Source organism: Vibrio sp. ABH4_348 (assembly GCF_056159765.1).
The window spans coordinates 66474-89840 of sequence record NZ_JBSWVW010000001.1 but is presented as its reverse complement, the minus strand read 5'-3'; the positions used below and the strand labels follow the sequence as shown (position 1 = coordinate 89840).

Here is a 23367-nt window from a genome sequence, read left to right as displayed (position 1 = left end):
CTGAATTAGCAAGCGGGCGACTAACGCTGGGGAATTCTGAGTATTTGGCCAATCGCCAGGGTGTCTGACTTTAATTTATTGGCGTTGCGAATACTGTCAACAGAAACGTCATATTTGGCGGCAATCTTACTCAGGAATTCACCTCGTTTCACCTTGTGTTGCAAATACGAAGTAAAGTTCTCTGACACTCGAATTTTGAGCTTTTGACCAACAAATAAGGTGGTAGAACGAAGCTTATTTTCTTGTTTTATGCTGTCGATGCTAACTTTGTATTTGTTGGCGATCTTCCCAAGAAACTCGCCGCGCGCCACCGTGTGTGTTATCACTTTGGTATTTGAAGACGCAGTGGCTGATGGCACTTTCGCTAAAGGTGTTGCACCACCAGGGATGCGAATTATCTGACCAACAGCTAAAGTTGTACTTTTGAGTTTGTTGTGTTTGACCAGCTGGTTAACTGTTACGCCATATCGCTTTGCGATCAGCGATAAAAACTCACCTCGCGCTACTTTGTGCTGTGTTTCCTTGCCTTTGTTGGCAAGCAATGTACCTTCAGGTGGATTCTCGTTGAAGTACAGAGTAATGGCTTTAGTTAATGCGTCGGCAAGTTTGTCTTGATGACTACGTTGGAATAACAACTTCTCTTCAGTCGGGTTAGTAATAAAACCCACTTCAACAAGCACCGAAGGAATATCGGGTGATTTTAACACCGCCAAACTTGCGTTAACCGGTTCTTTTTTATGCAAATGTGCCACTTTTCCCATCTCGCGCAAGATGTGTTTGGCAACCTTGTAGCCTTCTTTTTGTGAGTGGCTGAATTGAAGGTCTAGCAAAGTTTGGCTGACATTGCGGTCTTTGCTGTTCTTTGCCAGTACTTCTCCTGCACCACCAAGAAGCTGCGATTGTTTCTCGTGATTCTCTACCCAGCGAGCAATCTCACTGTTCGCTCGCCTCGTATTGAGAACAAACACCGAGCCACCTCTCGGCTTAGGAGAACGAAATCCATCGGCATGAACCGAGACGAGCAAATGGGCTTGATTTTTACGTGCGATTTCTGAGCGGCGGTTTAGGTTGACGAAGTAATCACCTTTACGCGTCATTACCGCTTTCATTCCCGGGATTGCGTTAATCCTATCGGCAATTTTTTTGGATACCGCTAAGACTGCATGTTTCTCATACTTGTTTCGTGGTCCTATGGAACCAGGGTCTTCACCACCATGTCCGGCATCAATTGCCACAATGATATCGTCGGTTCCCATTAACTGAGAGGCATCGCGATTGACAACGGTTTTTTGATTGCTTGATTCAACCTTACTACTGGGAGCAGAGTGTGGGAAATCAACGACTAGACGATGGCCATATTGACCACCAGGCGTGGGGGCTAGCTTAAATATTTCTGCTTTTACTTTTGACTTGAGCTCAAAGACCAAACGATAGGTACCTGTTTTAGGCGGAGAGCTTTTTCTTATTTTTGTTAAGACAGGACTGTCTTTCGGCAAAATAGGCAATTTAGTGTTCAGATTGGTGTCTTTTAGATCAATCACCAGTCTCTGAGGGCTAGTTAAGGTGAAATAGCTATGGTCGGCCTCAGTTTCCAAATCGATCACAACGCGCGTTTCATCTGGAGAGGTCCATACTCGTATCCCTTCCAAAGTATTGGACAATGCCTGACTCGAAACCGCTAATAGTGCTAACAAAAAAACGAAATACCGCACCAAAGACACCTTTATCTTACTTTTGTAACTTCTTAAGCAACTGACAACCATAATCTGAGTTGGCAGTTAATTGGACCGAACGACTTTCACCAACATAGCGGATATCTATATCCAAATCTGGTTCAGGTAGCAGCCCTTTTCCTTTTTCAGGCCACTCAACTAAGCAAATTGCATCAGGCGTAAAGTAATCTCGAATCCCCATAAACTCCAACTCTTCAGGATCTGCAAGGCGATACAAATCAAAATGATAGACTTGAAAATCTGCCAACTGATATGGTTCGACCAATGTGTAGGTTGGGCTTTTTACGTTACCAGAATGTCCCAAAGCTCGAATAAAACCACGACTGAAAGTTGTCTTTCCGGCACCAAGATCACCATGTAAATAAATCGTTGTTTGTCGGTCGCACAGTTGTGCTAGCTCTGTTCCAAAAGCGACGGTTGCCGATTCATCCGCAAGTGCAAGTTGTGTTGTAGACATTTTGTTACCTAACCGTATTCATAGGCGAATACTAAAACATAAAAACCAAGACAAATAGTAAACTGCGAGGGAAATGAGAGACAAGCTTTGTAGTGTAAACATTTCAACAAGACTGTATACCCGCAACGGCAACTTAGATATCAATGAATAAATACAGTAAAATAATACTGACTCTTCGATTCCACATCGTTAATCAATTCTTTGTCACGGCTCAGGACTTTCATGGATTACCAACAGCTCACTGATCAAATCAAAACTTGGGGTCTTGAATTAGGCTTCGATAAAGTTGGAATCAGTGATGTCGATCTTTCTGACCATGAACCTGCGCTAGCTAAGTGGTTAGAGGCTGGCTATCACGGCGAAATGGATTGGATGGCGAGACATGGAATGATGAGGGCAAGACCCCAAGAACTTCTCCCCGGTACGATTCGAGTTATCAGTGTGCGAATGCAATACCTCCCCCCAGAAGCTCGCTTTGCCACAAACTTAGCTGATGAAAGTGAAGCCTATATTAGTCGTTATGCGCTAGGACGGGATTACCACAAGTTAGTAAGAAACCAACTGAAAAAACTAGGGCAAAAGATCGAAACCGAAGTAGAGGGTCTAGGTTACCGACCTTTTGTCGATTCGGCTCCAATCCTTGAAAGACCGTTAGCGGATAAAGCCGGGTTAGGTTGGACAGGAAAGCACTCGCTGTTGCTCGACAAAGAAGCTGGTAGCTGGTTCTTTTTGGGGGAGCTCCTGGTGAACATTCCCCTCATCACTGATGAACCTGTCGAAGAAAATTGCGGAAAATGTCAAGCATGCATAACGTCTTGCCCAACTGATGCCATTGTCGATGAAGGCGTGATTGACTCCAGACGATGTATTTCTTATCTAACAATCGAATACGACGGAGTCATTCCCATTGAGTTTAGAAAAAGTATCGGTAATCGAATTTACGGATGTGACGACTGCCAATTGGTCTGTCCCTGGAATCGCCAAGCACCTTTAACCCAGCAACAAGATTTTCACAGAAAAGAAATTTTTGAAGATATCGATTTAGTTACGTTGTTTTCATGGACTGAAAGTGAGTTTCTTCACCAATTACAGGGTTCTCCAATCAGAAGAATTGGTCATATACAATGGCTTAGAAATCTATCCATCGCCATGGGTAACGCCCCTTTTTCTAATAGGATCATGGAAGCACTGCAAAATCGGTTAGGAAATAACGAACTGCTCGACATTCACATAAACTGGGCACTAGAGCAACAAACTGCACAAATCCCTGTTCATAGAAAAATATCCTCGAAAAAACACAGATTGATTAGGATTGTTCAAAAAGGCTTACCAAGAGATGCATAAAATTTGCCGCAATCAATTTCCTTTGGTTGATTTAGCTCCAAAAATTTCATGTGGAAAAATTACAAAGTGGGAAGAAAAAGTTGTGAAGTGACACGAGTTAGTCACATTTGATGTCAAATGACAAAGATCAAAAGATCGGCAGTTTTTCACTCATTGATCGTTGAAGCAAAACGAAAGAAATCAAGTTAATCAATTAAAAACAACAACTTACAGAAATCAAGACATTCTAAAACAGAAACTCTTGCTCTTAAGATCAATAGATAAACTCAGCTATCACCACTATCTCAAGACATTATCAACCAAATTATCCACAGAAATGACACTGTGGATAAGTCTGTGCAATAAATGTTTTTTCTTAGTCATTACTGAACTTGAGTTCTAGTTTACGCAGACAAAACATAGCCAACCATTTTCATGGTCAGCTTTTTGTTTGGGGTGATGCTTCTCAGCATTAAAAAGAGCGGTCGTATGGAAATACGTTAAAGGCGTCGCCTTTATATGAGGATTGGTTGCGATGCTCGGATTTGTACCGGGCGGCGCTTCCGTCGATGACTTGAGGGTTATGATAGTAACCACAGAACTCATCAAAATGTTTGGTTGCGGGGGCCGGATTTGAACCGACGACCTTCGGGTTATGAGCCCGACGAGCTACCAGGCTGCTCCACCCCGCGTCCGTCTTATCATTTAAAGCATGACAAAGCTTGTAAAATCTGGAACGACGCGACCAGCTTGGGCACGAGGTTCCTCGTGTTAGGTCTCATCAATCCTAAATTTGGAGCGACACACGAGGTTCGAACTCGTGACCTCAACCTTGGCAAGGTTGCGCTCTACCAACTGAGCTAGTGTCGCATATTCTCTTAGAGAGAAATTGGTTGCGGGGGCCGGATTTGAACCGACGACCTTCGGGTTATGAGCCCGACGAGCTACCAGGCTGCTCCACCCCGCGTCCGTCTTATCATTTAAAGCATGATAAAAGCTTGTAAAATCTGGAACGACGCGACCAGCTTGGGCACGAGGTTTCTCGTGTTAGGTCTCATCAATCCTAAATTTGGAGCGACACACGAGGTTCGAACTCGTGACCTCAACCTTGGCAAGGTTGCGCTCTACCAACTGAGCTAGTGTCGCACGTCACCGTTAAGTACGATGAAAACTTAATCTGGAGTGACGCGACCAGCTTGGGCACGAGATTCCTCGTGTTAGGTATCACCATTCCTAAATTTGGAGCGACACACGAGGTTCCCTATTCATGAACAGATAGGCGTGACCTCAACCTTGGCAAGGCTGTGCTCACTCAACTGAGCTAGTGTCGCATTCGTCACCGTTGAGTACGATGACAGCTATAAATTTGGAGCGACACACGAGGTTCGAACTCGTGACCTCAACCTTGGCAAGGTTGCGCTCTACCAACTGAGCTAGTGTCGCATATTCTCTTTAGAGAGAAATTGGTTGCGGGGGCCGGATTTGAACCGACGACCTTCGGGTTATGAGCCCGACGAGCTACCAGGCTGCTCCACCCCGCGTCCGTCTTATCATTTAAAGCATGATAAAAGCTTGTAAAATCTGGAACGACGCGACCAGCTTGGGCACGAGGTTCCTCGTGTTAGGTCTCACCAATCCTAAATTTGGAGCGACACACGAGGTTCGAACTCGTGACCTCAACCTTGGCAAGGTTGCGCTCTACCAACTGAGCTAGTGTCGCCTTACGACGTTTGTGTCGTTTAGGGCTGCGAATTATAAGAGCATTTCTGGTTGATGCAATAGTTAGATCTAAAAAAAATTCTTTTTTTTGTTAAGTGACGAATAATTCATCAAAAACGCAAATTTTTTGCCCACATCTCAAACTACCCACCGATGAATAGCATAACCACTTAAAATAATTCAAGATGTCGGCGCTGTAATGAAATGGATCCAAACTGGAGTTTTTGATGCCAATTCGTCTCATCTTTTTTCTTGTCATCACTTCTTTGGTGTTGGTTGGCTGTCAATCTGTCCCCAAGCCTGTCCGAAATTTAGCCAAGAGTGATGTCGACTTTGTTACCGATGTGCATGTTTGGCAACTCAAAGTGCAATTGGAAACCATGACACGGAAATTATATGTTCGAAATCCTCGGGAGTTAGAAAAAGCACTTGGGGTGACAGTTGAGGACCGAATGAAACAGATTTTCGGCTCCCCAGAGCAGATCGAGTTTCCACCCTTAATATTTGACGAGCTTTACAAACTCACGAGTATTGATGCCATTTTACTTGGACTCGACCCAGATTTTGAAGGTGACCGTGTGTTTGCCGTTATGGTTGGATTGACCGAAATGCTGCGCAAAGCCTACAACCACCAGCAAGAATTCTTTCTATTGGATAGCTTAGATGAACAGGTGCTTTACAATAGCGCGCGAAATATCGAGATTTTGGTTTGGCGCTTGTATCACCGCACTGACACCAACGGTGAGTTACTATTGCTGACAAACCAATTCGACCAAGAGCACAATGACCTCAGTTTTGATCGCGTGTTTACCAAAATGATTCAAACTCAAGATTTAATGGCAGAAGTGGTCGCTGATAAGACTAATCGCGGAATCACAAAAGTAATTCAGGGCGCCGCGCAAATGGCTTTCTTACCCATTCCTTAGCCCCGCCAATCAACTACCAAATAAAAAGCGAGCCCTGTAAAACAGACAGCTCGCTTTTCAATAAGCCATTGACGCTAAATTTTAAATATAGTCTTTCGGTAGTATTGGAGTTCAGCAATGGATTCTCTTATATCGTCCAGAGCCAAATGACTACCCGACTTTGAGAAGCCTTCTAGTACTTCTGGCTGCCAACGGCGAACCATCTCTTTAATTGTACTGACATCCACGTAGCGATAATGAAAATACTGCTCTAGCTCTGGCATGTGCTTGTACAAAAAACGGCGATCTTGGCCAACACTATTGCCACAAATAGGAGATTTTCCTTTCGGTACCCACTTTTCTAAAAAGGCGATCGTCTGCGCCACGGCTTCATCTATAGAAACGTCACTCTCTCGAACTCGTTTTACCAAACCACTAGCCGTATGGGTGGTCGTGCACCATTCATCCATTTTGTCTAATTCTTCTTCAGATTGGTGGATGGCTAGGGTCGGTCCTTCGGCTAACACATTAAGCTGCGCATCTGTCACTATTGTCGCGATTTCTATTACTTTATGTCGTTCTGGATCTAGGCCTGTCATTTCCAGATCTATCCAAATTAGATTCTCGTCGCTCAAGGACATTGTGTACTGCCTATTTGTTTTGTTTCAAAAAAGGTACTATACCCAAATTCAAGATAGCTGAATAGCGCAAGCCTTTTGGCAATTTTCAACTCCGTTCCAAACTTCAAGACGATATTGTGGCAAAGAAAAAAAAGCTCACCAAAGGCCAAGTACGACGAGTACGCAGCAACCAACACAAGAAACTAGAGAAAACTGAACAGTCCTTTCAATGGGATGAGGCCATGCTAGGCGATGTCAAATCAGGCCTAGTCATCACTCGGTTTGGACAACATGCTGATATCGAAGATTTGGATTCTGGCGAGGTCCAGCGCTGCAATCTAAGACGTGGAATTGAAAGCTTAGTGTCGGGAGACAAGGTACTTTGGCGGCCTGGCTTAGAAAGCTTGGATGGTATTGCAGGTGTAGTCGAAGTCGTTGAACCAAGGCAGTCTGTCCTTACCCGACCAGACTATTACGATGGTCTTAAGCCCGTTGCGGCGAATGTCGACCAAATGGTTATCGTCAGCTCGGTGTTGCCTGAACTGTCACTAAACATCATTGACCGCTATTTAGTGGCTTCTGAAACACTGCAAATTGAGCCGCTACTGGTTCTCAACAAAATCGACCTTCTCGACCCTGAGTCATTAGATATGTACCAGGAATGGTTGGAAGAATACCAACGAATCGGCTATCGCGTGCTGTTTGTTAGTAAAGAAACGGGTGAAGGTATAGCTGAGCTAGAAACTGCGTTGGCAAATAGAATCAACATCTTTGTGGGTCAATCAGGTGTGGGTAAATCCAGCCTAGTCAATGCGCTAATTCCCGCACTCAATGTTGAAGAAGGTGCAGTTTCCGAAAACTCTGGATTGGGTCAACACACCACCACAGCAGCCAGGCTCTACCATTTCCCAAAAGGCGGCGATTTGATTGACTCTCCGGGAGTTCGTGAATTTGGTCTTTGGCACTTGGAACCTGACCAAGTTACCGAAGCTTTTATCGAGTTCAGAGAATATTTGGGTGGCTGTAAGTTCAGAGACTGTAAACACCTCGACGATCCCGGTTGTCTTCTGCGCCAAGCGGTTGAAGATGGGCAGATCAGTGAAATTCGATTTGAAAACTATCATCGAATTTTAGAAAGCATGGTTGAAAACAAAGCCAACCGGCAGTATTCACGAAACAAAAAAGCCGACCTGTAATACATGTAAATACGCGCCTCAAACACTCGACTGGGCGCGTTTTTTCTAGACCAACAGCAACTCGCCATTCACACTGCTGACAAAAGTTATCTTTTTCAGTAACATCGAGCGCTAACGCTCGTTTCACGTTTATTTTGGATTTAGACATGGATAAATTGAAAGTAGGATTGCAATACTGGATCCCACAACACGCGCTCACTCGATTGATGGGCAAGTTGGCTTCAGCAAAAGCAGGCGCCTTGACAACCTCTGTGATTCGTTGGTTTATCAAGCAGTACAAAGTGAATATGGACGAAGCCAAGCACAGCGACCCTAAGCATTTTGCTACCTTCAATGATTTTTTTGTACGCGAACTCAAAGAAGATGCGCGTCCTATTGCTGAAGATGGGAACACCATCGTTCACCCAGCGGATGCGTGCGTAAGCCAATTTGGTGCTATTGAAGATGGAAAACTGATTCAAGCCAAAGGTCACACCTACACTGCACTTGAACTATTGGGTGGTGATGAGAAGCTTGCCGCTGAATTTGATGACGGTGAATTCGCTTGCCTCTATCTTTCTCCTCGTGACTATCACCGTGTTCACATGCCATGTGATGGTGTGCTACGCCAGATGATTTACGTACCTGGCGATCTGTTTTCAGTTAATCCATTAACGGCTGAAAATGTGCCAAACCTGTTTGCTAGAAATGAACGAGTAGTGGCTATTTTTGACACCGAATTTGGCCCTCTGGCGCAAGTACTAGTTGGCGCCACAATCGTAGGTAGTATTGAAGTTGTCTGGTCAGGCACTATGACCCCGCCTAGAGGAAATACCATTCATCGTTGGAACTACCCAGCTGACGGCGAACAAGCTATTCGCTTGAAAAAAGGTGAAGAAATGGGTCGCTTTAAACTCGGTTCAACAGTCATTAACTGTTTTGCAAAAGGCCAAGTGCGCTTCGATGAATCTATGGAAAATGAAGTAACCACAGTAATGGGCACCCCTTACGCTCACAAATCCGAGTAGCCAACACTTAACCCAAGATTTAAAAGCCTCACCATGTGAGGCTTTTTTAGTTGATAAGTAACAAGTTTTCCTCTGTTCTTGCAACTCAATCAGCAAAACTCTACTTTGCTCTAAGATGTCGTTCTTCAAGTCACCTATGCTACGGATACTAACCAAATGGGTGTAAGTAGTGCAGGGTAAAATGCAGAGTAAATCGAAAAAATCAGTCAACGTTAATCAGCTTATTAAGTTGTTGTTTTGTTTTGGGTTACCGCTTCTAATTTTATTGTTACCCGCCAGTTTCATTCCCATCGATGGGCTGACTGTCGTCCAACATCGTTTATTTGCCATTTTTTTACTCGCAGCTCTGCTTTGGGTACTTGAGCCAATCCCAGTCTTTGCAACTTCCATTTTGATCATCGCACTTGAGCTGGTGATGATATCGAATAAAGGTTTGAGTGTATTTCGCAGCCAAGATGGAATCGGCGAACTACTCAATTACACCGATATTTTCTCCGCGTTTTCATCCCCCATCATCATTCTATTTATGGGTGGCTTTGCTTTAGCCATTGCGGCATCTAAATACCAGCTAGATAACAACTTGGCGCGAGTGTTACTTAAACCATTTGGCAGGCAGCCAAAATTCATCATGTTAGGACTAATGCTGATCACCGCCGTGTTTTCTATGTTTATGTCTAACACGGCGACCACAGTCATGATGCTGGCTTTGCTCGGCCCTATAGTGGCATCAGCACCGAAAGGTGACTTAGGTATAAAAGCCTTGGTTCTGTGTATTCCTATTGCAGCTAACACTGGTGGTATTGCAACACCGATTGGTACTCCACCCAATGCCATCGCCTTGCAATACCTAACGGGTGACAATGCCATCGATTTTTTGAGTTGGATGATGATGGGTTTACCTTTTGTCATCTTTCAACTTGGCCTCGCATGGGTATTGCTGCAAAAACTGTTTCCCTCTTCTCAAGCAGAAATGACTCTCAAACTTGACGGAAAATTTAAAACGAGTTGGCGTGCCATGGTGGTTTATATTACGTTTGCCGCAACAATTTTACTGTGGATGACCACTAAGCTGCACGGTATGAACACCTATGTTGTCGCCATTATCCCGCTCGCAGTCTTCACTATGACCGGTATCATGGGTAAACCTGAGCTCAAACAAATCAACTGGGATGTGCTTTGGTTGGTTGCCGGTGGTATTGCGATTGGTATTGCGTTGGATAAAACCGGCCTTGCCGAGGCGTTAGCACACTCTATTAACTATCAAGCGTTGTCACCGTTTGCGGTTATCGTCACTTTATCCATTGTCTGTTGGTTAATGGCTAACTTCATGTCCAATACTGCAACGGCCAACTTACTGATGCCTATTGCAGCGGCTATCGGTACCTCTATGCCCGCTTTAGTTGATGTAGGTGGTTTGCAAGGCTTATTGGTTGTTGTCGCCTTCTCAGCTTCTCTCGGCATGATATTACCGGTTTCAACACCGCCTAACTCTCTCGCCTACTCCACAGGACTCATTGAGAGCAAAGACATGGCGAAAACCGGCATCATTCTTGGTATCAGTGGTCTGATTGTGGTGTACGCCGCGGTTATACTGCTCACCTGATCTAAAGTGATGGCAAATAACTAATGTGTCATTTTCAATCAGGCTAGCTTTGCAGCGCCTCTTAATGCATATTTGTCTCATTTATAACAATGAGACTTTTCAATGGGATTTGAATGGCTAGCACTTTGCGCGGCATTTCTTTGGGCCGTGTCAAGCTTGCTCTCGGTAAAGCCCGCCCAACACCTTGGTACCTTTTCTTACAGTCGATGGCGAATGGCATCCACTTCGTTCTTCTTAGGCTCAATGGCAATTTATAACGGGGGTTGGGCCACGCTCAACTTAGACTCCACCTCTGCTATGATGTGGTCTGGTCTAATTGGAATTTTCATTGGCGACACAGCCTTGTTCGCCTGTCTCAATAGAATGGGACCGCGCAAAGCCGGACTGCTGTTTTCCTGCCACGCTGTTTTTTCTGCCGTTCTCGGGTACTTCTTATTTAGTGAGACTATGTCTCATATCGAGCTCATTGGGGCAACATTGGTCTTTTCTGGTGTACTCGGCGCGATTTTCTTTGGTCGTAAATCTGACAAACACGCGTTAGAAAAAGTGAAAGGTAAGTTGTGGATAGGAATAGCATTAGGGTTAACCTCTGCCCTTTGCCAAGCTCTAGGGGGAATCATCGCTAAGCCAGTTATGATGACTGAAGTCGATCCCATTGCCGCTTCTGCCATACGTATGTTCACTGCACTATCTGCACATTTATTACTGCTGCTTACTGGGTGGAAAGTAGCCAAAAAGCTCAACCCTATCAACATCAAAATACTCTCCATAACCGCAATGAATGCCTTCCTAGCCATGGCCGTTGGTATGACACTAATTTTGTATGCTCTAAAATCCGGAAACGTTGGCATGGTCGCGTTGTTATCATCCATGACCCCGGTAATGCTGTTACCACTTATTTGGATTTATAGTAAAACTCGGCCAAGTCGATACGCCTGGTTTGGTGCGACATTGGCAGTGATTGGTACTGGTCTTTTGGTTAAGTTTTAGAGATATGTAAAATAGCTACGTGCAAGTGACAACAATATTTGATCTAAGCCTACAGTTTTGGTTAAAAAGTGTAGTAAAATTACGCTAATTTATTTCAGGGTCACACGATCCAAAGATTTGAAAATGACGAGGTCATAGATATGTCAGCTAAGAAGCCAATGGCTCTAGTTATCCTAGACGGTTACGGACACCGTGAAGAGATCGAGAGTAATGCAGTAGCAAACGCAAACACGCCTGTTTTAGATTCATTGATGGCAAACCGCCCTAACACTCTAATTTCAGCATCGGGTTTCGATGTTGGTCTTCCAGATGGTCAGATGGGCAACTCAGAAGTAGGCCACACTAACATCGGTGCTGGTCGCGTGGTATATCAAGATCTGACTCGCATTGCCAAATCTATCCAAGACGGTGAATTTGCTCAAACAGAAGCCATTGTGAAAGCGATTGATTCTGCTGTTTCCGCTGGGAAAGCTGTCCACCTAATGGGCCTAATGTCACCAGGCGGTGTTCACTCTCATGAAGACCATATTTATGCCGCCGTTGAAATGGCTGCAGAGCGTGGTGCACAGGAAATTTATCTACACTGTTTCCTAGATGGTCGCGACACGCCACCCCGTAGCGCTGAAAACTCACTGAAACGCTTTGATGAGCTGTTTGCCAAACTTGGTAAAGGTCGAATCGCTTCTCTGGTAGGACGCTACTACGCAATGGACCGCGACAACAACTGGGATCGCGTACAAAAAGCGTATGACCTACTGACTCTGGGCAAGGCAGAATTCACGGCTGACTCAGCAGTTGAAGGTCTGGCTGCGGCCTATGAGCGAGGTGAGAATGACGAATTTGTTCAGTCGACTAAACTGCAAGCAGAAGGCCAAGCTGACGCTAATATTCAAGACGGCGATGCAGTTGTCTTCATGAACTTCCGCGCAGACCGTGCTCGTCAAATCACTCGTGCATTTGTTCCTGAATTTGCAGGTTTCGAGCGTGAAGCTTACCCTCAAGTGAACTTCGTTATGCTGACTGAGTACGCAGCGGACATCCCTCTAGCGGTTGCTTTCCCACCTGAATCGTTGACCAACACCTTTGGTGAATGGGTATCTAAGTTGGGTAAAACTCAAGCTCGTATGTCTGAGACTGAAAAGTACGCTCACGTAACCTTCTTCTTTAACGGTGGCGTTGAACAAGAATTCGAAGGTGAAGATCGCATTCTTGTTGCCTCACCAAAAGTTGCAACATACGACCTACAGCCAGAAATGAGCTCACCTGAGCTAACCGAAAAGCTAGTTGCTGCTATCAAGTCAGGAAAATATGACTATGTAGTCTGTAACTACCCTAACCCAGATATGGTTGGTCACACAGGTGTGTACGAAGCTGCGGTAAAAGCAATTGAAGCCATTGATGAGTGTATGGGTAAAGTGGTTGACGCTATCAATGAAGTTGATGGTCAGATGTTAGTGACGGCTGACCACGGTAACGCGGAAATGATGGTAGACCCTGAAACAGGTGGTGTTCACACTGCACATACAAACCTACCAGTTCCTCTAGTTTATGTGGGTAGCAAAGACGTGAAGTTTGTCGAAGGCGGTAAACTATCTGACCTAGCACCGACTATGCTTGCGCTTACTGGCCAAGAAATTCCTGCTGAAATGTCAGGTAAATCTTTGGTATAAGTCAGGACCTGTTAATGAAAAAGCTCGGCACACGCCGAGCTTTTTTGTCTCTATTCAATTGATTGCCACTCGAGACTAGCATAGGATTTGCTCAACTACTTTTTCGTTTGCTTAGCACTCAATAGGTTTTACTTGTTATGGCTGCACGCTGGTCTATCCGCTTTATCAAAAGAAAACTGCCTCTCATTGTTCTAATGGTATGGCTATTTTCAAGCTTGGCACCAGTTGCACATGCTGATAAACAAGAACTCAAAGGTGTCAGTAATGAAATTTCTCGTCAAAAGAAAGAGCTAAGTACTCAACAATCTAAGCTAGAGCAACTGCAGAAAAATCTAAAACAACAAGAGCTGCAGATTTCCACGCTAACCAAGCAAATTAAGTCCAATCAATCAGAACAAAAAAAGTCATCTGAAAACCTCACTCGTCTTCAACAGGATATTGATGAACTCACTAACGCTCGCCAGGCTCAACAAGCCAAACTTAATCAATTGATTCAGTCCTACTATCTCACTAAACGCGCAAAATCCTCCACCAATATGCTGAACAATGGTGTTGAGGAAGAGCGTATGAGCTTCTATTTTCAACACTTAGCCAAGCAGCGCTCTGAAATAATCACCGAACTTAAAAAGAGTGAAACCTTGCTTAGGGAAAAACAAAAGAGGATTGAAGCTGAAAAGCGCAATATTGATGCATTGATCTCTGAGCTTTCTAGCAAAAAGAATACGCTGGCCAAGCAGAAGTCCAACCGTTCGTCGACTATTGGAAAAATTAAAAAAGACATCACTAGTGATCAAGCTTACCTCAACGAGCTGAAACGAAATGAAACTCGCCTGAAAGCTGAAATCGCAAAGGCAGCCAAAAGAGCGGCAGTTCCTATGACGGGGATTGGTGGCCAACAACGAAAACTGCCTTGGCCAGTCAAAGGACGCGTGCTCAATAACTATGGCTCGACACAAACAGGACAAATCAAATGGAAAGGTATCGTCATTGATGCCAACTATGGCCAAGCAATCAAAGCCGTACACCCAGGTACTGTGGTATTTGCCGATTATCTAAGAGGCTATGGCCTGGTGGTGTTACTCGACCACGGAAAAGGCGATATGACACTGTATGGCTTCAATCAGAGTCTAACCAAAAAAGAAGGGGACAAGGTTACTCGCGGCGAGACTATCGCGCTAGCTGGCGACACCGGAGGACAATCCCGTCCCTCTCTGTATTTCGAAATACGTAGAAACAGCCAAACTCAAAACCCGCGATCTTGGCTGCAATAAATACTGATAGGTTTGGTCAGCTACTGACCGTAGTAAGACGACACATGACCAATTAATTTAGAAAGCTGGTCTTTGGGGAGGTGATTAATTCCACCCGCTGCAGCTCGACCACCACCTGATTCAAACTGCCCACAAATGTCGCCAGCACCTTGCTTGTTCGCCAAAGGTGCCCGTAATGAAATGGTATAACCCTGCTTGGCATTTCCAGTCACTACCAAATGAGCATGCTCTGGTGATTGGTTGGCCAAATGATTACCAAATACGCCGCTGATTCTTCGCGATGACTCTGAATTATCTAGCTTAAACACTCTCACATTATGATCGTGGTATTCAGGATTAAGCTGTTCGACGCGTTGCCAATCCTCTTCGTAGCCCGCTTTTAATCTATGGAAAGGAGAAGCCGTATCTAAAATCGCATCAAATGGATTCTGATACTGAGTCAGTAAGCCATAAAGTTCAGCTGGATTAAAGTGCAAATCATTTAATGACTCACCATATCCGTTGTAGTTAATTAAGGTGCCTAGCTCTTTTAACGACTTAGCCTGCTCATCAGTCAGCCCAGCTTTGCTGGCCAGATCATCGGCTGTAGCCAGTAAGTTATCACCGTATGCCGCTGCGATCGCCCAAGTGTGATAGCGACCATTCAAATAACGATCAACAATCAATGCTGTACAAGTATTGGCATCGAGATCGATGTGGGCATCAAGTAAGGATGATTTAGGAATATCTCCGGGTTGGTGATGATCGGCGTAAAACACAGGGCAGCCGGATGCTAATAGCTTTTGCAGATCAGCATGATTTTTTGCCATAGAGATATCGAGGATGGTCGCTGATGATGCCGTTTCAACAGGTATGTGTTTAACAAGTTGAATGTCTCGCTTAACACCCGTTACTAAGGTGCTGGTTTTAGGCTCCGCCCAACGTAACTGCAATAGCGAAATAATTCCGTCAGCGTCACCATTAAAGACATCAAAATGCATAACTTCCCTCTTAACGTATTCTCATTGGCGGTTATCGCCAATCCTAGATAGTATCGGCACTCTAACGGGTTGTATCTTCTGAGCAAAATAACAAACGAGTATAAAACCAAACTATATTTTTTTGTGGTGCTCAACAACGAAGTCTAAGCGTGCAGGGCTTTCACACCATCGGCCAATAACTGGAGCTGCTCTCGCCCTTGCGGAGTCGCATGGGGTGTGACTACCGCAATCAACTGAAGCATTCCTTCGTGTATCACCGACTCGGTTATGGATTCGTCTAGTGACATCGCCGAGCGGTAACCTAACCAACCAACGGCGACCAAATGCAAATTGGTGATCAAGGAAGGAATCTCTTGCTCTGTAATATCTAACAAATCCAATTGAATGAAAGAGCGAATAATCTCAATTAGGTTCTGTTGCAATGTTGCTTGGACTTCTATGTAGTCCTGATGCAGTTTTAAATCTCGATTGAGGATTTCAGGTAAGTTGGCGTAGAAAAAACGATATTTCCACATCAATGAAAAAATTGAGTCTAAGCAATGTTTAAGTAGGACTAAGCTCTCTCTTTGTCCTGTCAATGGCGCAAACCTTTCCAATAACTCTTTGGCGTATAGTTTGAAAATCTCATGGATAATCTCTTGTTTGTTACGGAAGTGGTAATACAAGTTTCCGGGTGAAATATCCATGGATGCTGCAATGTGATTGGTTGTTACATTCCGCTCACCTTTCAAATTAAATAACTCAAGTGAGGCACTGACGATCTTTTCTTTGGTCTTCATAAATACGGATTAACAACCCAGACTGGAGGCAACTTCTCTATTATATCTAACGTCATACAATAAAAAGCAACAGGCAATAAAAACGCCTGCTAAATGGCAGGCGCTAATTCTATTTAGTTTTATTTATTTGTGATATGGCTTAGATAACTCATGCACAGCCTCTACAAACACACCGGCATTTTCTGGTGGCACGTCGAGATGAATACCATGACCGAGATTAAAGACGTGTCCGGTGCCTTTATTGCCAAAACCTTCTAATATTGTTGCCACTTCTTCACGAATGCGTTCTGGAGCAGCATACAACATTGAAGGGTCCATGTTGCCCTGTAATGCGACTTTGTCACCCACACGTATAACTGCATCAGCGATATTAATGGTCCAATCCAGACCCACAGCATCACAACCTGTCGCCGCAATCTGCTCAAGCCACATGCCACCATTCTTAGTGAATAGCGTAACAGGCACACGACGACCATCGTTTTCACGGATCAAGCCGTCAACAATCTTATGCATGTACTGCAGCGAGAAGAGATTGTAATCGCGTGGAGTTAACACTCCGCCCCAAGTATCAAACACCATGACCGATTGTGCACCAGCTTTGATTTGTGCGTTTAGGTATTCAATAACACTATCAGCCAGCTTATCCAACAATGCGTGTAACGTTTGAGGTTCGGCGTACATCATCTTTTTGATTTTGGTAAATGCCTTTGAACTTCCGCCTTCAACCATATAGGTTGCAAGGGTCCACGGACTACCAGAGAAACCAATAAGCGGTACATCGCCATTCAGATCTTTGCGAATTTGGCGAACCGCATTCATCACGTATTGAAGTTCACCTTCTGGATCTGGCAAACCAATTTTATCGACATCCGCTTTACACGTAATTGGACGTTCAAACTTAGGTCCTTCACCCGTTTCAAAGTAAAGTCCCAAACCCATTGCGTCAGGAATCGTCAAAATATCCGAGAACAAAATCGCCGCATCCAATGGAAAACGACGAAGTGGCTGTAATGTGACTTCCGATGCCAACTCGGCGTTTTTACACAGCGACATAAAATCGCCCGCTACTGAGCGTGTTTCACGGTATTCTGGCAAGTAGCGACCAGCTTGACGCATCATCCACACTGGGGTGCAATCAACTGGCTCTTTTAATAAGGCACGTAGGTATCGATCGTTCTTCAATTCAGCCATTTTTATTCCTAACGAGGGTCGATTTTGAGGCGCTATTCTAGCACTGTTTTTAGGGAAAAAGCGGCGTGCTTTGCAACCCAGATCATGTTCTCAACGATAAAAAGATAACTTCAATTGCCCGTCAAGCACAACGGTGTTACAAATTCCTCTGCTAGCGAAAACTACAATAATACTGAGTACTTGCTACTCAAATCTCATAACGACATCTTACTTACCCCCTCCTAACCCGGAGGGTTTTTTTTGCCTAGAGATCCACGCGTTCCGATCTAATTCGATTGATTTGATGGTCAATCAACACCCTTGCGATCGTGCCATTTTCAACGATTTTCGGTAACTGTTCGATTTCAAACCAATTCGCATCAGCCAATTCAGTGGGATCCAATTTGATCTCACCACCAGCATAATCAGCCGTAAAACCTAGCATCAGGTTGGTCGGAAATGCCCATGGCTGGCTGGAGTGATACTGGATATTAGTAATCTCAATACCCGCTTCTTCAAACACCTCTCTCGCAACGGCCTGCTCTAGTGTTTCCCCTACTTCAACAAAGCCTGCCAATACCGTATAGGTTTGCGCTTTGCTTCTTGTATGGTGTGCTAGCAGTAGTCGATTGCCACGTCTGACCGAAACAATAATACACGGAAATATTCTCGGATAATGAATGGTTCTGCACTCTTGGCACTGCATCGCGACTTCATTTTGATTCAGATAATTTCTACCACCGCAGCAAGAACAGAAACGTTGAGTTTGTGTCATATGACCGAATTGCACCGCCTTACTTGCCAACATGAAAGCCTGTTCTGGCAAGTTGGTGAATTGTCTAAGGCTAGAAAGTGGATTCGATGTTTCGACATCCTGATCATTGACCCACATTACGGGATACTGGTTGTATCTACCGATGTGCACCGCCTTTTCCGCTGGCAGATTTAGCTGTTCTGCACTACCAAATGGAATTTCATCATTGGGCATCCATAGCTGACTACCATCAACCACAAACCAATAGGCAATCTCTTTGTTTTCCATATCAAATCCCACTCTATTTCCTCCTAGCTTGCAGTGGATCCATTTTACTGGCAATCTAAAGTTATGTAAGAGTTTGTTCCTTCCCATGATCAAGCTTGGATCGATCATAGGTAGGGTAAATCCACGCTTTGCTTTGCAATAGCTAACGATCACAGGATAGTGATCTGCTCATGAGGGCAACTCATGCTTAAAAAACTAAAAAAAACACAAGAGCAATTCGGTGGGTCTAGCGACGTCATCGATCATTGGCTCGATACTCGACAGTTATTAATCGTTGAGTTTTGTAAACTTGCTGCACTCGATTCTGGAAAAGCCAAATCAAACTTATCCAGTCTTCCCACTCCACAAGAACTTCAGGATTTCTGCCAACATTTGGTCGATTACATTTCTGAGGGACATTTCAAGATCTACGATATGGTCATGGACAAATGGCGTTCGACGGGTTTTGAAGCAACGGATGACATTAATACCACCTACTTCAAGATCGTTGAAACTACCGATCCTTTACTAAACTTCACCGATGTCTACGCTGATGTATCAGAGGACGACACCTTGGATAATTTAGATAAGGACCTCTCTAAGATCGGTGAAATTATCGAACTTAGATTTGAAGTGGAAGATGAGTTGATCGACATGATCGCGGAAAGTCTCGCGGTACCACCAGGGGCATAGTTAAGCGATTGTAATCTAGTTCACATCTGAATGATGTGAACTAGATTCTAACGACTTGAAGGTATTGTATTTATCATGCTCGTCAGTGTAACTTTGTCATGACATGACGTTTTTTCGAATATTTGCTTAACGTGATACTTAACCGTATTGTCTGAGATATTCTCTTCGAGAGCGATTCGTTTGACTGGCTTTCCCATGGCAAGTTTTTGACAGATAACAGCTTCTCTTTCTGTAAACCCAAACAACTCTATCAGTTTTTCAACGGAAGCTGGTGCAATTAGTTGTGGTGCGATGGCGTACACCATCACTCCGTTTAGTCTTTTTTGTCCATCTAAAAGGCGCGTTTCTAGAGGCTGAAAGCCAATGGTTACTTTGCTGTCCAGATCCACGTTATCTTGTTCAACTAATGTGTAATCTTCACCTACTTCTAGTCTTTTATTCGCTTGAATAAGGTTACTGTATAGATCTTGATTTTTTCTTTTTTGAGATAACGTAAAACAATTATTGATGATTTGAATCTCCCGCTGCTCAAACAATAATTGCCTCATTCCTTGATTCATAGCGCACAACTGTCCCCTTTCACTCAATATCGCAACTGGAATTCGAAAGGTTTCCAACAAGCTTGCAAAACGCGACGACAAAAGATGATCGGCTTGATACGAAAAAGTTAAGCTTGCAGCTTCTCTTAAATGAGGAATCAAAGTATTCATTTCGGCCAATTCATGAGATGTGAAGTTACCAATTTGCTCATTTCGATTGCACATCATCAATGTTAGCCATTCTTCATCTTCATTCAGGCATAAAGTGGCGCTATCCAATAGCCCCTGAGGCTTTGACCACTTAGTATAAAACTCGCTATTCATGTAGTAGTCATAGGCATCTTCTGGTAACTGGGACACTGCAAGAAACTGATCGATAGGTGGTTGTTGTAGTACCATCATCATAATTTGGTCATTTTGCACAATTTTGAGGTACTCTCGTCCGAGTTCATCAGGAATTTTCACTCCTTCATCTATGTGGTATCGAATAGTCATATTATTACGATTAATGACAATGATGTGACAGACATGTAGTTGGAAACGAGCGACCATCAAAGCCGCAAATTGCTGCCAACCTAACTCACTCTTAGCGATATTTTGAATAACTAGAATTGTTGAATTAACCATGGTTACTACTCTGACAAACTTTCGTCTTACGTGCAGAGTATATCAGGGGTTTATTTTTACGGAATGGCACTCTACTTCAGAGCATAGAGTTGGCTCGGTAACAGTCTGAGAATATAGAGATTAAATTTGTGTCTAATTGTTTGATACTAAACTAATGAAGCGCCTGGGATTGCATTAATCATACTGGCAAGACTCAACTTATCTCGGCAGCCTGTTTTTATGAAGATGTGTTTGACGTGAAATTTTACGGTATTGACAGAAATACCGTCTTCTAGAGCAATTCGCTTTACCGGCTTACCCAGTGCTAGCTGCTGACAGATCATCGCTTCCTTTTCCGTTAATGCAAACAACTCCATCAGTCGTTTGATGTCTACTGCTTTAATGAGTTGAGGTGATAACGCATACACCATCACTCCATTCAGGTGTCTTACTTGAGTCGATATCTGACTTTCTAATGCCTGTAAGCCAATAGTTACTTTAGTTTCCAAGTCGATTGTATCGTTATCAACTAGCGTGTAACCATCGCTGACATCCAAACGCTTGGTCGCCTGAATCAAATTACTGTACAACATCTGGTTCTTTTTCTTGTTCTTGAGAACAAAACACTGGTCTTGAATAGTGAGCTCGGGTTGGGAAGAAAGTAGTTGTTCCATACTTTTATTCATTGCATACAATCGCCCCTGCTCAGAAAGCACTGCAACTGGAATTCGGAATGTTTCAAGTAAACTATTAAATCGCGCTGCGGTAAGATCCTGCTTGGGCTCACTAAATATGCGATTCGCCGCCATTCTCAACGGCAGTACCAGTCGATTCATTTCAAATAGTTCATCATCTTTAAAACGACCCACTTCAACATCTCGATTGCACACTAACATAGTGACCCAATTGTTTTCTTCAAACAGGCATAAATTAGCACTATCAGCAAAAGCTTGCGGTTCACACCATTTTTTAAAAAACTCGCTGTTTCGATGCGATTGCTTTTGGTCATCTGGCATTCTAGACACCGCCAAAAATTTCTCTCGAGGAGGGGAATTAAGTACATGACGCATGACATGATTGCCCTGCCCGATTTGTAGATACGTGCGTCCTAGATCATCGGTTGTTTTTTTGCCAGCATCTAAGTGGTATCGAATTGTCATTGATTGTTTTTCTAATACGATCATGTGACAAACTGACAAAGAAAAAGTCTCAACCAATTCCTCTAACAAAACCTGCCAATCTAACTCGGTTTTATCCAAATTATTAATAACACTCTGTAAACGGTGGTTTTTCAGCGTGACATTTTTGTCGCACATATGTTTTGCTCCATTTCCTGTTTATCTTTTTATTGATAAACAGAAGATGCACGGCGTCTACTACCCAACTGGGTAGTTATCTGTAAAAAACATACTGCTTATGATTGCACCGCATACAAAAACAAGATTGCGGAGAAAGTCACATGAAGCAAGGAAACCTCTTTGCGGTTACATGCCTTACCACTGTTATATTGGCTGGCTGTAACAACAATAACATTAAAAAAGCTGATCAGACTGAAGGCGAAAATGAAACCAGAACTAGTACTAACTATATTGTTGTCAAAGCACAATTAGCCAACAGCTCAAATAATGAACCTTACGCCACCGACGGTTCGTCCTTTATCTCACTTGGCGAACTGAGAGCAGGAACATCTGGTTCAAACCCAAGATTCTTCACTGAAAATCAAAATAAAACATATTTTGTAGCCTACGATGACTCAAACAAATTCCAGTTATATAGTAGTGATGGCACAGCATCAGGTACGAGCTCTATCCCATTAGACAGTGGTTCTATTGCTAATTTTGCGAATCAACCAACCACATTCGTAGTAAGTGACGATAAAGCGTATGTCCCTAAACGCATCGACAACAGCACAAACACCTATATGAGTGTGAAAGATTTAATTAGCGGTCAAGAGCACTCTTACGGTGGCATAAACAGCCCGAGTAATTTTGTTGAAACCGATACACATGTTTATTACACAGGCTATCAAGCTGCTACGGGAACAGAGCTTCGATCAATTGCTAAAATTACCGGCCAGATTAGTGCTGATAGGATTGATTACCCACAATTGGTGACCTACGACATCAACCCAGGCACTAACAATACGAGCGTCTCGCATATGACTCCCGTAGGTTCTGGCTTATATTGGTATGGTCACAATGGTAGCCAAACTAATGTGTACTACACCGAAGGTACATTAGCGGGTCTAAAAACTGCTCGTACCAATATGCCGGCTATTCAAACGAAATCAGTGCCATACGCTGATAAGCTATATTTATTTGGAAGAAAAACTTATTACACGTTTGTTGAAGGACAGCAAACTTCACAAATAGGTTATCAATTGCCAACAAGTCAACTGCCTGCAGGGAATTGGGGCGACCAAGGCATAGAAACTCTAGATGTTAAAGTTAGTGGCAACACAATTTATGCGCTAATCAGCTTTACTAACCTTGATGCTTCAGAGCACAAAGAGTTCTACCTGTACACTTCTAATGATGGCGAAAACTTTACGCCACAAAATGTTGGTGGTGTGCCAAAAGAAATGCGGATTCTCAATGGTGAAGCCATCATAATTCGCGATAGCGGCAATGCTGGCAACGGATTCGAGTTGGTTAAAATGACAACCAGGGGCCCTTTGGTGTTGGCTGATATCAATAACAATACAGAGCAAAAAGAATCCACTTTTTTCCTCGATCAGTTGGCAAATGGCACTAATTTGACACAAAACACAATAGTGAATAACAAACTCGTTTTCGTTGGATACGACGGAACTCAGAATCAATTTTGGGTTACAGATGGAACTCAAGCGGGTACTAAAGTCATGACATCCGCTCAATCAATGGGTCTCGAACCCACCATTTCTCCTGTCCCCTCTCAGGGCGGCGGCGGCGAAATCCGCGCTTAATTCTTTCATATTCCTTTATTGTAATTGCAGGTTTTTGCACGCCACTTACCACCTGACGGTAAGTGGTTTTTTTTAGGTAAATTAATCAATAGTTCCAAAAGCGCACAAAAAAGCCCGAGCATTTGCTCGGGCTTTTATCTT

19 protein-coding genes and 8 tRNA genes are annotated in these 23367 nt (G+C 43.7%); 10 read left to right on the top strand and 17 right to left on the bottom strand.

The features are described 5' to 3' along the window. Positions 1–20: 20 nt before the first annotated feature. Both ACXAFJ_RS00440 and tsaE read right to left on the bottom strand, forming a co-directional pair. Positions 21–1763, bottom strand: coding sequence for an N-acetylmuramoyl-L-alanine amidase (locus ACXAFJ_RS00440; protein WP_475320665.1), 1743 nt, complete (start codon positions 1761–1763; stop codon positions 21–23). Beyond that, positions 1729–2190, bottom strand: coding sequence for a tRNA (adenosine(37)-N6)-threonylcarbamoyltransferase complex ATPase subunit type 1 TsaE (gene tsaE, locus ACXAFJ_RS00435; protein ID WP_475320664.1), 462 nt, complete (start codon positions 2188–2190; stop codon positions 1729–1731). The genes ACXAFJ_RS00440 and tsaE overlap by 35 nt, the downstream gene beginning before the upstream one ends. 222 nt (positions 2191–2412) lie before the next feature. Here tsaE and queG point away from each other — a divergent pair, with 222 nt between their 5' ends. Then, positions 2413–3534 carry a tRNA epoxyqueuosine(34) reductase QueG gene (queG, locus tag ACXAFJ_RS00430; protein ID WP_475320663.1) on the top strand — a complete coding sequence of 374 codons (1122 nt, stop codon included), beginning with the start codon at positions 2413–2415 and terminating at the stop codon, positions 3532–3534. 594 nt (positions 3535–4128) lie between these two features. Here the strand turns inward: queG and ACXAFJ_RS00425 are convergent. The 8 genes from ACXAFJ_RS00425 to ACXAFJ_RS00390 all read right to left on the bottom strand — a co-directional run bounded on the left by ACXAFJ_RS00425 (position 4129) and on the right by ACXAFJ_RS00390 (position 5233). Continuing rightward, positions 4129–4205: transfer RNA gene (locus ACXAFJ_RS00425), tRNA-Met, on the bottom strand. 102 nt (positions 4206–4307) lie between these two features. Then, positions 4308–4383 (bottom strand) — tRNA-Gly (locus tag ACXAFJ_RS00420). Between the two features lie 20 nt (positions 4384–4403). Then, positions 4404–4480, bottom strand: a tRNA-Met gene (locus ACXAFJ_RS00415). Positions 4481–4583: 103 nt separating this feature from the next. Then, positions 4584–4659 (bottom strand) — tRNA-Gly (locus ACXAFJ_RS00410). A gap of 94 nt (positions 4660–4753) precedes the next feature. Next, positions 4754–4844, bottom strand: a tRNA-Gly gene (locus ACXAFJ_RS00405). Between the two features lie 36 nt (positions 4845–4880). Beyond that, a tRNA-Gly gene (locus tag ACXAFJ_RS00400) sits at positions 4881–4956 on the bottom strand. A 21-nt stretch (positions 4957–4977) separates the two neighbouring features. Continuing rightward, positions 4978–5054, bottom strand: a tRNA-Met gene (locus ACXAFJ_RS00395). A gap of 103 nt (positions 5055–5157) precedes the next feature. Continuing rightward, a tRNA-Gly gene (locus ACXAFJ_RS00390) sits at positions 5158–5233 on the bottom strand. A 226-nt stretch (positions 5234–5459) separates the two neighbouring features. Here ACXAFJ_RS00390 and ACXAFJ_RS00385 point away from each other — a divergent pair. Beyond that, a complete protein-coding gene (locus ACXAFJ_RS00385) occupies positions 5460–6158 on the top strand; it encodes a hypothetical protein (RefSeq protein ID WP_475320661.1) in 699 nt (232 codons plus the stop codon). A gap of 74 nt (positions 6159–6232) precedes the next feature. On the opposite strand, the gene orn is transcribed toward ACXAFJ_RS00385, so the two are convergent. Next, positions 6233–6778 (bottom strand): oligoribonuclease, encoded by a 546-nt coding sequence (gene orn, locus ACXAFJ_RS00380; RefSeq protein ID WP_475320660.1) that lies wholly within the window; start codon positions 6776–6778, stop codon positions 6233–6235. A 116-nt stretch (positions 6779–6894) separates the two neighbouring features. On the opposite strand from orn, the gene rsgA reads away from it, so the two are divergent. From rsgA to ACXAFJ_RS00350, 6 genes are all read left to right on the top strand, one after another. Further along, entirely contained in the window at positions 6895–7953 is a 1059-nt protein-coding gene (gene rsgA, locus ACXAFJ_RS00375; protein WP_475320659.1) for a small ribosomal subunit biogenesis GTPase RsgA, read from the top strand. A gap of 146 nt (positions 7954–8099) precedes the next feature. Next, positions 8100–8960: an archaetidylserine decarboxylase gene (asd, locus tag ACXAFJ_RS00370; protein WP_475320657.1), complete on the top strand. Its 861-nt coding sequence runs from the start codon at positions 8100–8102 to the stop codon at positions 8958–8960. 181 nt (positions 8961–9141) lie between these two features. Then, the gene (locus ACXAFJ_RS00365; protein WP_475320656.1) at positions 9142–10563 is read left to right on the top strand and encodes an SLC13 family permease; all 1422 of its coding nucleotides are present in this window, start codon (positions 9142–9144) and stop codon (positions 10561–10563) included. 102 nt (positions 10564–10665) lie between these two features. Next, positions 10666–11553 (top strand): DMT family transporter, encoded by an 888-nt coding sequence (locus ACXAFJ_RS00360; RefSeq protein WP_475320655.1) that lies wholly within the window; start codon positions 10666–10668, stop codon positions 11551–11553. Between the two features lie 140 nt (positions 11554–11693). Beyond that, positions 11694–13223, top strand: coding sequence for a 2,3-bisphosphoglycerate-independent phosphoglycerate mutase (gene gpmM / locus ACXAFJ_RS00355; RefSeq protein WP_475320654.1), 1530 nt, complete (start codon positions 11694–11696; stop codon positions 13221–13223). A 137-nt stretch (positions 13224–13360) separates the two neighbouring features. Then, entirely contained in the window at positions 13361–14494 is a 1134-nt protein-coding gene (locus tag ACXAFJ_RS00350; RefSeq protein ID WP_475320652.1) for a murein hydrolase activator EnvC family protein, read from the top strand. Between the two features lie 20 nt (positions 14495–14514). Here ACXAFJ_RS00350 and ACXAFJ_RS00345 read toward each other — a convergent pair whose 3' ends face one another. From ACXAFJ_RS00345 to nudC, 4 genes are all read right to left on the bottom strand, one after another. Beyond that, positions 14515–15474 carry a DHH family phosphoesterase gene (locus ACXAFJ_RS00345; protein WP_475320651.1) on the bottom strand — a complete coding sequence of 320 codons (960 nt, stop codon included), beginning with the start codon at positions 15472–15474 and terminating at the stop codon, positions 14515–14517. Between the two features lie 143 nt (positions 15475–15617). Beyond that, entirely contained in the window at positions 15618–16253 is a 636-nt protein-coding gene (locus ACXAFJ_RS00340; protein ID WP_475320650.1) for a TetR/AcrR family transcriptional regulator, read from the bottom strand. Between the two features lie 123 nt (positions 16254–16376). After that, positions 16377–17444 (bottom strand): uroporphyrinogen decarboxylase, encoded by a 1068-nt coding sequence (gene hemE / locus ACXAFJ_RS00335; protein ID WP_475320648.1) that lies wholly within the window; start codon positions 17442–17444, stop codon positions 16377–16379. 244 nt (positions 17445–17688) lie between these two features. Further along, positions 17689–18465, bottom strand: a complete 777-nt coding sequence (nudC, locus tag ACXAFJ_RS00330) for an NAD(+) diphosphatase (protein WP_475320647.1) — start codon at positions 18463–18465, stop codon at positions 17689–17691. Positions 18466–18648: 183 nt separating this feature from the next. On the opposite strand from nudC, the gene rsd reads away from it, so the two are divergent. After that, positions 18649–19137: a sigma D regulator gene (rsd, locus tag ACXAFJ_RS00325; protein ID WP_475320646.1), complete on the top strand. Its 489-nt coding sequence runs from the start codon at positions 18649–18651 to the stop codon at positions 19135–19137. 47 nt (positions 19138–19184) lie between these two features. On the opposite strand, the gene ACXAFJ_RS00320 is transcribed toward rsd, so the two are convergent. Beyond that, on the bottom strand, positions 19185–20303 hold the full coding sequence (locus tag ACXAFJ_RS00320) for a helix-turn-helix transcriptional regulator (RefSeq protein ID WP_475320645.1): 1119 nt from the start codon (positions 20301–20303) through the stop codon (positions 19185–19187). 146 nt (positions 20304–20449) lie between these two features. After that, complete coding sequence (locus ACXAFJ_RS00315; RefSeq protein WP_475320643.1) at positions 20450–21598, bottom strand: helix-turn-helix transcriptional regulator; 1149 nt, start codon at positions 21596–21598, stop codon at positions 20450–20452. Positions 21599–21741: 143 nt separating this feature from the next. On the opposite strand from ACXAFJ_RS00315, the gene ACXAFJ_RS00310 reads away from it, so the two are divergent. Beyond that, positions 21742–23226, top strand: a complete 1485-nt coding sequence (locus ACXAFJ_RS00310; RefSeq protein ID WP_475320642.1) for a hypothetical protein — start codon at positions 21742–21744, stop codon at positions 23224–23226. Positions 23227–23367: the final 141 nt, after the last annotated feature.

Excerpts from the sequence above, each read along its gene's own strand:
- ACXAFJ_RS00440 (WP_475320665.1), bottom strand. The coding sequence starts at position 1,763 with ATGGTTGTCAGTTGCTTAAGAAGTTACAAAAGTAAGATAAAGGTGTCT.
- tsaE (WP_475320664.1), bottom strand. The coding sequence starts at position 2,190 with ATGTCTACAACACAACTTGCACTTGCGGATGAATCGGCAACCGTCGCT.
- queG (WP_475320663.1), top strand. The coding sequence starts at position 2,413 with ATGGATTACCAACAGCTCACTGATCAAATCAAAACTTGGGGTCTTGAA.
- ACXAFJ_RS00385 (WP_475320661.1), top strand. The coding sequence starts at position 5,460 with ATGCCAATTCGTCTCATCTTTTTTCTTGTCATCACTTCTTTGGTGTTG.
- orn (WP_475320660.1), bottom strand. The coding sequence starts at position 6,778 with ATGTCCTTGAGCGACGAGAATCTAATTTGGATAGATCTGGAAATGACA.
- asd (WP_475320657.1), top strand. The coding sequence starts at position 8,100 with ATGGATAAATTGAAAGTAGGATTGCAATACTGGATCCCACAACACGCG.
- ACXAFJ_RS00365 (WP_475320656.1), top strand. The coding sequence starts at position 9,142 with ATGCAGAGTAAATCGAAAAAATCAGTCAACGTTAATCAGCTTATTAAG.
- ACXAFJ_RS00360 (WP_475320655.1), top strand. The coding sequence starts at position 10,666 with ATGGGATTTGAATGGCTAGCACTTTGCGCGGCATTTCTTTGGGCCGTG.
- gpmM (WP_475320654.1), top strand. The coding sequence starts at position 11,694 with ATGTCAGCTAAGAAGCCAATGGCTCTAGTTATCCTAGACGGTTACGGA.
- ACXAFJ_RS00350 (WP_475320652.1), top strand. The coding sequence starts at position 13,361 with ATGGCTGCACGCTGGTCTATCCGCTTTATCAAAAGAAAACTGCCTCTC.
- ACXAFJ_RS00345 (WP_475320651.1), bottom strand. The coding sequence starts at position 15,474 with ATGCATTTTGATGTCTTTAATGGTGACGCTGACGGAATTATTTCGCTA.
- ACXAFJ_RS00340 (WP_475320650.1), bottom strand. The coding sequence starts at position 16,253 with ATGAAGACCAAAGAAAAGATCGTCAGTGCCTCACTTGAGTTATTTAAT.
- hemE (WP_475320648.1), bottom strand. The coding sequence starts at position 17,444 with ATGGCTGAATTGAAGAACGATCGATACCTACGTGCCTTATTAAAAGAG.
- nudC (WP_475320647.1), bottom strand. The coding sequence starts at position 18,465 with ATGGAAAACAAAGAGATTGCCTATTGGTTTGTGGTTGATGGTAGTCAG.
- rsd (WP_475320646.1), top strand. The coding sequence starts at position 18,649 with ATGCTTAAAAAACTAAAAAAAACACAAGAGCAATTCGGTGGGTCTAGC.
- ACXAFJ_RS00320 (WP_475320645.1), bottom strand. The coding sequence starts at position 20,303 with ATGGTTAATTCAACAATTCTAGTTATTCAAAATATCGCTAAGAGTGAG.
- ACXAFJ_RS00315 (WP_475320643.1), bottom strand. The coding sequence starts at position 21,598 with ATGTGCGACAAAAATGTCACGCTGAAAAACCACCGTTTACAGAGTGTT.
- ACXAFJ_RS00310 (WP_475320642.1), top strand. The coding sequence starts at position 21,742 with ATGAAGCAAGGAAACCTCTTTGCGGTTACATGCCTTACCACTGTTATA.